11 protein-coding genes and 1 pseudogene are annotated in these 12,323 nt (G+C 67.0%); 7 read left to right on the top strand and 5 right to left on the bottom strand.

The features are described 5' to 3' along the window. Window positions 1-71: 71 nt before the first annotated feature. The 3 genes from eda to A6302_RS08355 all read left to right on the top strand — a co-directional run bounded on the left by eda (window position 72) and on the right by A6302_RS08355 (window position 2,125). The gene (gene eda / locus A6302_RS08365; RefSeq protein WP_069306650.1) at window positions 72-707 is read left to right on the top strand and encodes a bifunctional 4-hydroxy-2-oxoglutarate aldolase/2-dehydro-3-deoxy-phosphogluconate aldolase; all 636 of its coding nucleotides are present in this window, start codon (window positions 72-74) and stop codon (window positions 705-707) included. A gap of 62 nt (window positions 708-769) precedes the next feature. Continuing rightward, window positions 770-1,192, top strand: a complete 423-nt coding sequence (locus tag A6302_RS08360; RefSeq protein WP_069306649.1) for a hypothetical protein — start codon at window positions 770-772, stop codon at window positions 1,190-1,192. Between the two features lie 180 nt (window positions 1,193-1,372). Further along, window positions 1,373-2,125: a tellurite resistance TerB family protein gene (locus A6302_RS08355; RefSeq protein WP_245293988.1), complete on the top strand. Its 753-nt coding sequence runs from the start codon at window positions 1,373-1,375 to the stop codon at window positions 2,123-2,125. A gap of 415 nt (window positions 2,126-2,540) precedes the next feature. Here the strand turns inward: A6302_RS08355 and A6302_RS08350 are convergent, their stop codons facing one another. The 4 genes from A6302_RS08350 to A6302_RS08340 form a co-directional block, all read right to left on the bottom strand. Further along, window positions 2,541-3,569, bottom strand: coding sequence for a LacI family DNA-binding transcriptional regulator (locus A6302_RS08350; protein ID WP_069306648.1), 1,029 nt, complete (start codon window positions 3,567-3,569; stop codon window positions 2,541-2,543). Window positions 3,570-3,598: 29 nt separating this feature from the next. Further along, window positions 3,599-3,799, bottom strand: a complete 201-nt coding sequence (locus tag A6302_RS23480) for a hypothetical protein (protein ID WP_141703532.1) — start codon at window positions 3,797-3,799, stop codon at window positions 3,599-3,601. Beyond that, on the bottom strand, window positions 3,796-4,776 hold the full coding sequence (locus tag A6302_RS08345) for a DMT family transporter (protein WP_245293987.1): 981 nt from the start codon (window positions 4,774-4,776) through the stop codon (window positions 3,796-3,798). Before A6302_RS08345 ends, A6302_RS23480 begins: the two co-directional genes overlap by 4 nt. Before the next feature lie 310 nt (window positions 4,777-5,086). Next, window positions 5,087-5,569 (bottom strand): MarR family winged helix-turn-helix transcriptional regulator, encoded by a 483-nt coding sequence (locus tag A6302_RS08340; protein WP_069306647.1) that lies wholly within the window; start codon window positions 5,567-5,569, stop codon window positions 5,087-5,089. Between the two features lie 273 nt (window positions 5,570-5,842). Between A6302_RS08340 and A6302_RS23475 the strand changes: the two are divergent. The 3 genes and pseudogenes from A6302_RS23475 to A6302_RS08325 all read left to right on the top strand — a co-directional run bounded on the left by A6302_RS23475 (window position 5,843) and on the right by A6302_RS08325 (window position 9,235). Further along, window positions 5,843-6,906: pseudogene (locus A6302_RS23475) on the top strand (CobW family GTP-binding protein). A gap of 248 nt (window positions 6,907-7,154) precedes the next feature. Continuing rightward, a complete protein-coding gene (locus tag A6302_RS08330; protein ID WP_069306646.1) occupies window positions 7,155-8,129 on the top strand; it encodes a WD40 repeat domain-containing protein in 975 nt (324 codons plus the stop codon). Continuing rightward, window positions 8,126-9,235, top strand: a complete 1,110-nt coding sequence (locus A6302_RS08325) for a radical SAM protein (RefSeq protein WP_083255622.1) — start codon at window positions 8,126-8,128, stop codon at window positions 9,233-9,235. The genes A6302_RS08330 and A6302_RS08325 overlap by 4 nt, the downstream gene beginning before the upstream one ends. Before the next feature lie 36 nt (window positions 9,236-9,271). On the opposite strand, the gene A6302_RS08320 is transcribed toward A6302_RS08325, so the two are convergent. Beyond that, a complete protein-coding gene (locus tag A6302_RS08320; protein WP_141703526.1) occupies window positions 9,272-9,670 on the bottom strand; it encodes a hypothetical protein in 399 nt (132 codons plus the stop codon). 635 nt (window positions 9,671-10,305) lie between these two features. Between A6302_RS08320 and A6302_RS08315 the strand changes: the two genes are divergently transcribed. After that, complete coding sequence (locus A6302_RS08315; protein WP_169833543.1) at window positions 10,306-12,198, top strand: toll/interleukin-1 receptor domain-containing protein; 1,893 nt, start codon at window positions 10,306-10,308, stop codon at window positions 12,196-12,198. Window positions 12,199-12,323 lie beyond the last annotated feature (125 nt).

The raw sequence follows: 12,323 nt of genomic DNA, 5'->3' as shown, positions 1-12,323 counted from the left end.
CTCCGAAATCGCAAGGGTCCGCGTGTTGCGGGCCATTTCCTCCGGCGCGAAGTTGCGCTACTGATTTCAGCATGAAACAGGACACCGAAGCCCTCCTCGCAGTGCTGCGCCGCGCGCCCGTGGTGCCGGTGCTGATCGTCGACGACGTCGACCACGCGATCCCGCTGGCGCGGGCGCTCGTGGCCGGCGGCCTGCCCGCCCTCGAGGTGACGATGCGCACCCCCGTCGCGCTCGACGTCATCCGCGCCATGTCCACCGTGGAGGGCGCCTTCGTCGGCGCCGGCACGGTGCTCGACCCGGCGATGGCCGATGCCGCCAAGGCGGCCGGCGCCACCTACATGGTCAGCCCCGGCGCAACGCCGACGCTGCTTGCCCATGCGATCGAGGTCGGCGTGCCGCTGCTGCCGGGCGTCGCCACCGCATCGGAAGCGATGATGGCGCGCGAGGCCGGCTACCGGCTCATGAAATTCTTCCCCGCCGGTCCTGCGGGTGGTCCCAACTACCTCAAGGCGCTGTCCTCGCCGCTCGCCGACGTGATGTTCTGCCCGACCGGCGGCGTGTCGCTGGCCAACGCCCGCGACTATCTCACCCTGCCGAATGTGGTCGTCGTCGGCGGCTCGTGGGTCGCTCCGGCCGACGCGATGGCTGCAGGCGACTGGGGTCGGATCGAAACGCTCGCCCGCGAGGCGGCCGCGCTGGCGGCCTGAGGGGGGCGGTCCGCGAGCCGACGCTCCCGCGGGCCCTGCCGGCGACATGCTGGAGTGGCGTCATGCCGACGCTCAGAATCCATGATCTGACCGGCCACTCGCTCGCGCTGGACCTGCGTGATCTCCTGCGCGTGCTTGCTCCGCGGTCCTTGCAGGCAACCTGGACGGTTTCACCCGTCAGATCGTCTGTTGCCGGTCGTGAATGGTTCGACGCGACCGGTAACGGCGGCGAGCAGCTTGAGGCGCTGGCGGAGGTGGATGCCCGGATTTCGGGTGCGGACCTGAGGGCTCTGGCAGAGACGACCCGGCAGGTCATCTGGGGCGCGTTTGCCGGTGTACTGCCTGACCAGCCAGATGGGAACTGGGTCACCCTTCGCGCCGTCGACAGCAGCTTCTACGAGATCACGACGCTGGACGACACGGTGATCCGTGCGGTCAGGGCCGCGTTCAACGACGTTCGTCTTGCGGACGCGCCGTTCGGGTGATGCGCTTCAAGCCGGCCTCGATGGACGGCGGCGCATCGTGTTCACACGATCTTCACTCCGAGAGGCGGACCGGACATCGGTTCGCCCTTTTGCGTTGCGGCGACGTTTTGCGGGTCCCGTGCCGTTGTGAGGACCGTGCTGCGCCCCCATCTGCCCTGCGGACAACATGCGGAGGTGCACGTGGACGCGAAACGGCTTCTTGAACAGATGATGGGCACCGGCAGGGGCATGCTCGACAAGAGCGGCTATGCCGGGCAGGAAAAGGGGCTCGCTACCGGCGCGCTCGCCGGCGGTCTCGCCGGGCTGCTGCTCGGCAACAAGAAGGCCCGCAAATACGGGGGCTCGGCCGCGAAATACGGCGCGCTCGCCGCGATCGCCGGTGTGGCGTGGAAGGCCTGGCAGGCCAACCAGGCGTCCTCCGCCTCTCAGAGCGGTCAGTCCGGCGGCCAGGGATATGGCCAGGCCGGCGCTGCCCCGCAGCAGACAGGCGCCTGGGGTGTGCCCTCGTCGCGCGAGACCCCCGTGCTGCCGCCACCCACCGACAGTCCGTTCGCCCCGCAGCGCGCGCCCCAGGGCGAGGACAATCTTGCGCGCTCGCTGATCATCGCGATGATCGCCGCCGCCAAGGCCGACGGTCATGTCGATGCCGAGGAGCAGCGCCGGATCTTCGACCGTCTCGACGAGATGGAGCTCGATTCGGAGGAAAAGGCCTTCGTGATGGACGAGCTGCGCGCGCCGCTCGACATCGACCGCATCGTCCGCCTTGCGAAGACGCCGGAACAGGGCGCGGAAATCTACGCGGCCAGCCTGCTCGCCATGGAGCCGGACCATCCGGCCGAACGCGCCTTCCTCGACATGCTGGCCGCCCGGCTCAACCTCGACAAGGGCCTCGTTCACGAGATCGAAGAGGCGGCGAACGGCGTGCTGGTCTGAGATCGGGGCTGAAGAGGTCGGGTTGACCACCACCCGCCCATCGATCGTCATCCCCGCGAAAGCGGGGACCCATCCCTCCGCGGGCGGACGGGCGATGAGTGGTTCGGCGCTGGCCGCGGATTGGCGGGTGCTTCGCAGAACGCAGATCCTTCCCCTGCCGATCGATGGGTTCCCGCTTTCGCGGGAATGACGGCGGGGAGGTGGGGGATGGGTGCTTTGCTGCAGGCCGGTCGGGGTTGCAGAAACGGCGTGAATTTCGGCTGACCACTCACCTCATCGATCGTCATCCCCGCGAAAGCGGGACCCATCCCTCCGCGGGCGGAAGGTCGATGAGAGGCTCGGCGCGGGCTGCAAGCTCGCATGGGTTCCCGCGTTCGCGGGAATGACGAGGGGAGGCCTTTCCTCGCTATTCCTCTCAGCGCGCCGCGCTCAGCGGCGGCGGGGAGGATTCGCGGATCTCCAGCTTCGGCGGGATCAGCATCCGGTCGAAGGGCAGGGGGCGATCGTTGATCTGGGCCATGATCGCCGCGGCTGCCTGACGGCCGATCTCGTCGGAGCCGTTGCGCACGGTGGTGAGCGCGGGGGTCCAGGTTTCCGAACCGTCGACATTGTCGAAGCCGGTCACCGCGATGTCGATGCCGGGCATCAGCTTGTTGCGGTAGAGGCCGGACATCACGCCGATCGCCAGGAGGTCGTTGAAGCAGACGATCGCCGTCGGGCGCGGCTCGTGCAGCAGGATCCGCTCCACCGCCGCCTTGCCTTCGGCCGAATTGGTGATCTCGGGAATGTCGGCGCCCTCGACCACGCTGAGGCCCGCCTCCGCCATGGCCGCCATGAAGCCGCTGTGGCGGTCGCGGCCGGACGAGGTGCGGCGCCGGCCGCCGATCATGGCGATGTGGCGATGGCCGAGGCCGATCAGGTGGCGGGTGACGTCGTAGGTGCCCTTGAAGTCGTCGCCGCGCACGATCGGGGCGGTGGCGCCCTCCACGTCGCGGCAGATCAGCGTCACCGGCGTGCCCGAGCGGGTGATCTGCTCGATGTCGGCGGCGGTGGTGCCGAGCGAGGGGCAGATCACCAGACCATCGGCATTCTGCTGCTGCAGCAGCGAGACGAAATTCTGCTGCCGCGTGAGATCGTCGCGGTGGTTGCAGATCAGGATCGTCATGCCCTCGCGCTCGAGTTCGTCCTCGACGGCGCGAAACACCTCGGCGAAATAGGGGTTGATCACGTCGTTGACGACGACGCCGATGATGTTGGTGCGGGCGGTGCGCAGGCTCGCCGCCTGGCGATTGTAGATGTAGCCGAGGTCGGCCGCCCGTTCGCGGACGCGCTGGCGCGTGTCCTGGGACACCGCCGGATTGTCGCGCAGCGCAAGCGACACGGTCGCTGTCGAGACATTGAGCTCGGCCGCAATCTGGCTGAGGGTCACGCGCCGTCTACGCAATCTTCGCCCTTCCTCTCCGGTCCCCTGGGTCATCGCGCCGTTCCTTCGCCTGCGTTGACGAACGCACCGCGAAGCAGAATCGCTGCAATCCGCATGAAACAATATGTCACGGAGAGAGTCGCCACGCCGCGGCTCGAAATCAATACACGCGCTTCAAAATAATTTTGTGTATGGCATTCTTGCTCATTGCCATGACGCCGAAGGCTTCGTTGCGGCGGGGCCGCGATCATGTTCCAAAGCTCCGGCCCGCGTCATGCGGCGTCCTGATCCTCTCGCGCTGAAGCAGGTAGAGACCGGAGGCGATCACGATCCCCGCGCCGATCAGGGTCCAGAGGTCGGGAACGTCGCCGAACACGAAATAGCCGAGCGACACCATCCAGACGATCTGGGTGTAGGTGACGGGTGCGAGCACGCTGGCCGCCACCTTGCGGTGGGCGAGGATCAGCAGGTAGTGGCCGCCGCCGCCCAGCACGCCGAGGCCGACCAGCAGCAGGATCGTCAGCGGATCGGACGGCCAGACCCAGACCGCAGGCAGCAGCGGGGCGAGCAGCAGCGTCGGCACCGCGGCCGAAACGAGAATCAGGCTGCCGGGCGTCTCGCTCTGGCCGAGATGGCGGGTGAGCAGCACGTAGAGGGCATAGCAGGTCACCGAGCCGAGCGAGACCAGCATCGCCCAGTGGAAATCGCCGAAGCCCGGGCGCGAGACGACGAGCACGCCCACGAAGCCGGTGAAGATCGCGGCCCAGCGGCGCGGGCCCACATGCTCCTTCAGGAACAGCGCCGACAGCATGGCGATCAGCAGCGGCGACAGGAACATGATCGACACGGTCTGGGTCAGCTGCAGATAGCCGAGGGCGATGAAGTTCAGGCTGGTGTTGGCGGTCAGCATCAGCGCGCGCAGCACCTGCAGGCGCGGATTGTTCATGCGCCAGGCGCCAGGCGCGCGCACCGGGTTCAGCAGCACCACCACCAGCGCGAAATGCACCGCATAGCGGAACCAGATCACCTCCAGCGTCGGCAGATGGCTGGCGGCAAGCTTGGCCGACATGTCGAGCGTCGCGAACATCAGCATCGTCAGCGCCATCAGGCCGATGCCGGCCAGGCGCTGGCGCATCCGCATGCGGCCGTCGGCCTCGCGGGCTCTGGCAACGGCGGCGGGGTCGCCGGGGGCAGGGCCGTCGGCGGAAGACTGGAGAATCAGCGTCATGGTCCGGATGTCGTCACGGAACCGGATCCCCCGAATGCCGCCGAACGGCGTCTTCGTCGGGAAGCCGGCGGAGGATCGGCCGGACCGGGGGCGCCGGATCGTTCCGCATCACGGTCCGGCCTGAAAGGGCCCTGGCCCGAAGGTCGCGGGACTATGGACGCGGCGTCCGTCCAAGGCGAGTATTTATGCGTCATGGCTCCGATGCAGCCGGTTCATGGCTGGATCGCGGGCCGCCGCAAGGGCTTGGAGATCGCGGCCCGGCTCCTGTCCACGCACCGGGCGGTGGACGACGGGCGCCGGGCGAACCCGGTCAGGCCGGCTCCTCTTCCTCCACCTCTTCCACCGGGTCGGCGGGGGTGCTGGTGCCGGGCAGCAGGTTCTTCTCGATGATGCGCAGCAGCTTGCGCAGCTTCTTGCGGTCCTTGTCCTCGATGCCGGCCATCGCCTCCTTCTCGATCCGCTTCCAGGCGTGATCGACGGCCGCGATCTTCTCGCGGCCGATGTCGGTAAGGAACACGCGGGCAAGGCGGCCGTCGGCATCGGAGGCGCGGCGTTCCACGAAATTCTGAGCGCCGAGGCGGGCGATCATCTTGGTGACGGTCGGCGGCTGGACGCCGAGCACGGCGGCAAGCTCGCTCATGCTCTGGCCGTCGGCGTCCGACAGCGCCTTCAGCACCGATTCCTGTCCGGGATGCAGGCCGATGCGGCCGAGGTGCACGCTGGCGCGGGTGCGGTGCGCCCGGGCGGTCTGCGCCAGCCGGTATGTCACCGTCTTTCGGTGGTTCAAGCTCATGCGGATGTCCTTCCCCGATACCGGCCCCTTGTCGGGCTCGTCGTCCGCGGGGGCTCTCCCGGGGCACCCGCGACGGCCGCGCCGACGCTGTTCCGGTCCGCTTCCCCGATCGTCGTCATTGCGTCCCGTCCGGCAAGGCTTATTTAGGAGACACGTCCGTCGCCTGTCGAGGGCGGCGCTTGCCATGTCGCGTCGGCGGCAGCAATAACCGTCCGACGTGACGGTTCGATGAAGTCCATGTTAGAGACCTAAGCGATTTTCAGGAGTTGCCCCATGGCAGAGGCGAACGCCCCGGTGCCGGTTACCGTCCTCACCGGCTATCTTGGCGCGGGTAAGACCACGCTGCTCAACCGCATCCTCTCGGAGGACCACGGCAAGCGCTACGCCGTGATCGTCAACGAGTTCGGCGAGATCGGCATCGACAACGACCTGCTCGTCGACACCGACGAGGAAGTGTTCGAGATGAACAACGGCTGCATCTGCTGCACCGTGCGCGGCGACCTGATCCGGGTCGTCGAGAATCTCGCCAAGCGCCGCGGCAGTTTCGACGCGATCATCGTCGAGACCACCGGCCTTGCCGACCCGGTGCCGGTGGCCCAGACCTTCTTCATGGACGAAGACGTGCGCCAGGCCGCCCGGCTGGACGCGATCGTCACCGTGGTCGACGCCAAGCACTTCATGGCCCGGCTCGCCGACAGCGCCGAGGCCGAGGACCAGGTGGCCTTTGCGACCTGATCCTGCTCAACAAGACCGACCTCGTCACCGCCGCCGAACTGCGCGAGGTGGAAGAGACCATCCACCAGCTCAACCCCTATGCGAAGGTGATCCGCGCGCAGCGCTGCGACGTGCCGTTGTCCGACGTGCTCGACCGCGGCGCCTTCGACCTCGACCGCATGGTCGAGCTCGACCCGCAGTTCCTCGAGGCCGGCAAGGATCACGACCACGTCTGCGGCCCGGACTGCGACCACGATCACGGGCACGACCATCATCATGACCACGGTCACGACCATGCGCATGACCACGGCCATCACCACCACCACGACACCGACATCACCTCGATCTCGCTGCGCGGCGGCGACGTGGTGCCGGAGCGCTTCATCCGCTGGATCGGCGAGGTGACCCAGACCGAGGGCCCGAACATCCTCCGGCTCAAGGGCATCATGGCCTTCAAGGACGAGCCGCAGCGCTATGTGCTGCAGGGCGTGCACATGATCGTCGAGGGCGACCTGCAGCGCGACTGGCGCGACGGCGAGCCCCGCGAAAGCCGCCTCGTCTTCATCGGCCGCCATCTCGACAAGGCGGCGCTGGAGAAGAGCTTCGCGGAGTGTCTGGTCTGAGGTGAGGGCAGACTGCCGGTTAGCATCGTGCCCCGCCACTCACCCCCTCCCTGTCCCTCCCCCACAAGGGGGGAGGGGACGATGAAGGCCGCGGCTTGCTTTTCCGGGGCGCTTCGCCGAAACGAGGGGGTGGGCAGGCACGGCCGCTCGTCCTGCGTCTCCTCCCCCCTTGTGGGGAGGGACAGGGAGGGGGGTGAGCCCCGCCCTCACACTTTTCGAACTGACACCCCCAGCACAGGTCCCTCCCCGTGATCGCCATCACCCCCGTCACCGTCTCCGGCTATGTCGTCCACGCCGGCTTTCTCGGCGCGACGCCGGTCTTCGCCGACGGCGCCGGGCGCCTTGCGCGCGGCACGGCCGGCGACAGCGTTGCCGTGCATAACGGCGCGGTGCTGGCCGCCGCCGAGACGCCGGACGGCAAGGCGCTGCTCACCGGCGGTGACGACGGCCGGCTGATGCTGACGCCGGCTGCGGGCGAACCGAGGCTGATGGCCGAGCGCGGCCGCAAGTGGCTCGACCAGGTGGCGGCCGGGCCGAATGGGGCCGTGGCCTTTGCCAGCGGGCGCAGCGTCTGGGCGATCGACGGCAAGGGCGCGGAATTCGAGCTGACCCGGCCGCGCGCGGTCGGCGGCCTCGCCTTCTTTCCCAAGGGCTTCCGGCTGGCGGTGTCGGGCTACAACGGCGTCGGCCTGTGGTTTCCCGGCACCTCCGGCGCGGTGCAGGAACTGGAGTGGAAGGGCGCCCATCTCGGCGTCACCGTCTCGCCCGATGCCCGCAACGTCGTCACCACCATGCAGGAGATGGCGCTGCACGGCTGGCGGCTTTCCGACAACCAGCACATGCGCATGACCGGCTATCCGGCCAAGGTGCGCTCGATGTCGTGGTCGGTGAAGGGCCGCTTCCTCTGCACGTCGGGGGCCGGCGCCTCGGTCTGCTGGCCGTTCCACCACAAGGACGGGCCGATGGGCAAGAAGCCGCTGGAGCTCGGCGCCCGGCAGGAGATGGTCACCCGCGTCGCCGCCCACCCGAAGGAAGAGATCGCCGCGCTCGGCTATTCCGACGGCATGATCCTGCTGGTGCGCTTTTCCGACGGCGAGGAGGTGCTGATGCGCCGGCCGGAGGAGGGCGGACCGATCTCCGCGCTCGGCTGGTCGCCGTCCGGCCTCGAACTCGCCTTCGGCACCGAAGGCGGCACCGCCGGCGTGATCGATCTTTCGGCGTGAGTGCGCTGTCCGCCCTGCCGGTCCCGGCGCCGGAGGATCTTGCGCTCCGCTATGCGGCGCTGGCGCAGCGCGAGCGGCTGCTGCCGGTCAAGATCACGGGCTTCTATCGCGCCAAGATCGATGAAGAGATCGCCGCCCTCGGCGGCAGCCACGGCCCGCTCCACCGCACCGCGCTGCCCGTGGCCGAGCGTTTCGACGTCCACGCCGGCCACGAGGTGGCCGACTGGGTCGACGACCGCTCCAACATGGGCGCGCCGGGCTCGGCCGCGATCATCCACAAATATGCCGACCGGGTGCTGTTCATGCCCACCTCGGTCTGCGCGGGCCACTGCCAGTATTGCTTTCGCCAGGACGTGCTGTCCGAGGCGCACGAGGCCGGGCGCCGGCGGCTGTCCGACGAACTCGACCGGCTCGAGGCTTATCTCGCCAAGAAACCTGCCGTGTCCGAGGTGATTCTCTCCGGCGGCGATCCGCTGGTGATGCCGCTGCGCGATCTCGCCCTCGTGCTGGAGCGGCTTGGCGCCATCCCGCAGGTCCGCTACATCCGGATCCACAGCCGGGTGCCGGCCTTCGCGCCGAGGCTGCTCGCGGATCCGGCCCGGCTCGATCTTCTGGACAAGGCACGGGTGCGGCTCGTCTGCCATTTCGTGCACCCTTACGAGATCTGCGGCGAGGTGGCGGCCGCCCTCGAGGCCGCCGCCCGGCGCGGCCTGCGGCTCTACAACCACTTCCCGATGCTGCGCGGCGTCAATGACCATGCCGACGTGGTGGCGCATCTGATCGAGAAGCTCGACGATCTTTGCGTCCGCACCCTGTCGGTCTATGTGCCCGAACCGATCCGCCATTCGGCGCCGTTCCGCCTGCAGCTGAACCGCTTCTTCGCCATCCAGGACCGCCTGACCGAGACGTCCCCGAGCTGGATCAATGCCGTCCGCTTCACCCTCGACAGCCCGATCGGCAAGGTCCGCCGCGAGCAGATCGTTGCCCGCAGCAATGGCCGCATCACCTTCCGCCGCGAGGGGCGCGAGTTCGCCTATCCGGATTTTCCGGCGGTGCTCGACGTGCCGGGCGATCCGGCCGTGATGCTGTGGAAGGGGCGGGCCTGACCGGCACCGCCCTTCCCTGTCACATGCATGCAGCCGTCATTCCGCCGCCACGAGTGCCCCGCGACGCGCGGCGTTCCGTACCGGCCGAAACACCGCGGCCATGAAGCCGAGCGCGGCGACGAACACCGCAATCGAAGACAGCGCCACCACCGGTTCGGCGGCGCCGTGGCCAAGCAGCAGCAGGCTGAGCGCGGGAAACATCACCGCCGTGCCAAGCGTGTGGAACGCCCACACCGCCTTCGGCAGCAGGCCCTCGGCGCGCGCCGGGTTGAGACCGAAATAGGTCCCGTAGACGGCCGTCACCACGAAACCCAGAAGGTTGAGGTGCGCGTGGGCGGAGTAGATCGTGTGATCCCCCATCACCGACATGCCAATGCCGGCCCCCATGCCGACCACCAGCATGGCGATCGCGGTCTTGAAAAACAGGTTGCTCACGGAATTGGCCATCATCTGTCCCTTGGCTTGAAAATGGGCTGCGCCACGCGGAAATCGACCCGGATCGGAGGAGCGCGGCGCGGGGGGCTTTAGCAAGGGAGGGAAGGGGGCGTCACCTCCCGGTTCGGGGAGGGGGAGGGAGGGCAGTTGGACCGGGACGGGGTTTCGCAGCGACAGGGGCGGCAGTCGGGCGGGTGCAACGGAATATGTGGCAACGGCCGGTGGGAGTGGACGGTGGGCAAGGGGCAACATGGCCGTCGCTCAAGTGTCATGGTCCGCGCAGGCGGACCATCCACGAAGCGCCGTGCGCCGAGTGTTGGAGCCACCCTCCCGCGTATCACTCTGCCCTGCGCCGTGAGTTTGTCGTGAGCGACTTGCCTCGGCTCTAGTGGATGGTCCGCCTGCGCGGACCATGACATGGGGCGGGGCGACGGTGAGGAGCGACCTGCACCGGGCGTCACGTCTCCAGCTTGCAGCAGGGCGCTGCTTCGCGGCAGATTAACGGATGCAGCGCAGGGGCGCGCCGCGTGGGGGCGGGCATGGCAAACACAGGGAAGTTTGATCGGGACGAGTTGGAGGCTTGGCTGGCGGTGCGGCCGAGTCATGTCTCCATCGCACTTGCGGTGCGTGCGGCTATGAGGGTGCTGCCCGTTATTCAGTCGGATCGAGCGCTGGCGCAAATGCAGTTGACTGACCATGTCGCGTTACTCGTATTTCGACGATTGGCTGCACCATGGGCTGCAGCCAAATTTTCGAATTTTCGTGGTGACGGCGCTGCAGCGCGTGCTGTTGCGGAAATTGATCGATACGATATCGCTCAAACATCTCAACGTACTGCTGCCGTTTGTGATGCCGCGATAGCTGCTTCTCGATCCGCAGCACGTCACTCGGCTTCAGTCGAAAGAGTTGCTCTAGATGCTGCATCTTCGGTGGCTTTTGCGCACGCTTCGGGCGCTTTCTCATCTGCCGCACTGAAAGAAGATCGACGACTACTGCTTGCAGGCATCTCATCCTCCGATTTAGCCGCGCTTCCGCTCTGGCACGACCGCGGAATGCCGCCCAGCCTCGATCGACTCTGGCAGTCTTTCCTGAGATCTCTGCTGGTGAGGAATATGAACTGGCAGGTGTGGATAGACTGGTACGAAGCGCGTATCCGTGGCGATTCTGTCAATGAGTCTCTGGAAATCGCGCGAGTCAATTTACCGGCCGAGATCTGGGATGAGGGGCCGGCAGTCGTCAACGCCGAGATCCAGCGGCTGATCGAGCTTCACTCGCCATCACCCGCAAAGTATCAAACCGACTTCTTCCTCAGCTACAGCACAAAAAACGAATCTACCGCGCGCAAGATCGATGCCGTGCTGCGCGAGGCTGGCTATTCTGTGTTCGCTCAATTCCGCGACTTTCGCCCTGGCAGCAATTTCGTCACCGAAATGAATCTCGGTCTGGAACGCTGCGACCGGGTAATTGCGCTCCTTTCACCGGATTATGTCGCCTCCGACCATTGTCAGGCAGAATGGAATGCGGCCTATGCGTCCGATCCATCCGGAGCAAGGCGGCGGCTGGTTCCGATCCTGATCCGGCCGGCGAATCTGAGCCCGTTGGCAAGGCAGATCGTCTATGCCTCCATCGTGGAGCGTAGCGAGGAGGAGGCACGGCAGATCATTCTCGACGCCGTCCGGCGTGATCCCGAGACGGAGGCCGGCGTCATGCGTCGGCGGATTGCCGATGCGGCGAGCCCCCAGCCGGAGATTTCCGAGGACGGCGTTCTCGGTCAGCATCGCAACCCGATCTATGACGACGTTGCCGTCGACGCAGAACTTCCGTCACTGCCGCGTCGCCAGTGCGATCTCATCGAACAAATCCTCGGCGATGAAAGTGAGGCGCGGCAACCCGGTGCGAATGCGGAGCTGCCGTGGATCGTCAGGCGCAATCTGGAGAAGATGAGGACGGAACTTAGGGGGCAGGGGCTCGATGCCGACGTTGCTCTCATCAGCGACCTGATTGCGGTCGCGGCCGATGAACTGGCGGATCCGGAACATCAAGGACTGCTCGGGCGTGGACAGCGAAGAGCGCTCGATCGTCTCGTTGCAAACCATGATCTCATGCGGTCCCACTATCCTCTCGATGCCGAGCGGGAGCGGACAATTGCCGAGTCCCCCATCGACGGTGCAAAGCTCGGTACCGCAGAATTCAAGGGAATACAGGCGGAGGAGGCGGCTCTGCTTGCCGCTCTTGATGAAGTTGGGCTTGTTTCGGGCGAGGTTCTTCAGAGTCGCCAGGCCGCACGCGAAGAGATTGCTTCTGTGACGCGGAAGATGGCGAGGGCAAGGCGCGCGGAGGTTTTCGTCGCTCCGGAGGATCGTCCCGCGCCACCGAATGTGGAGAAGCGGCTGGCCGTGCGCGAAGCCGGATGGTGGGCGAGCGTTCTGGAGAAAAGCGCGCAGGTTGCGGCGGTCGCCAGCCTGCCGCAGTGGAAGAATGTCGGCGATTACGCCGGCCGGGTGGTCGATTATTTTCTCAAGTCGTGAGGGTCTTTGCGGTGCGCGGAGGCGGTTCGTCGACCATGGAGGTCTTGCCGTGCCGCACCCCCACCCTGTCCCTCCCCCACGGGGGGAGGGGACGATGAAGGCGCGGCAGATTTCACTTCGCAACG

The sequence above is a fragment of the Methylobrevis pamukkalensis genome, assembly GCF_001720135.1.
Classification (GTDB): Bacteria; Pseudomonadota; Alphaproteobacteria; order Rhizobiales; family Pleomorphomonadaceae; genus Methylobrevis; species Methylobrevis pamukkalensis.
This window is presented reverse-complemented; position numbering and strand designations above follow the sequence as displayed.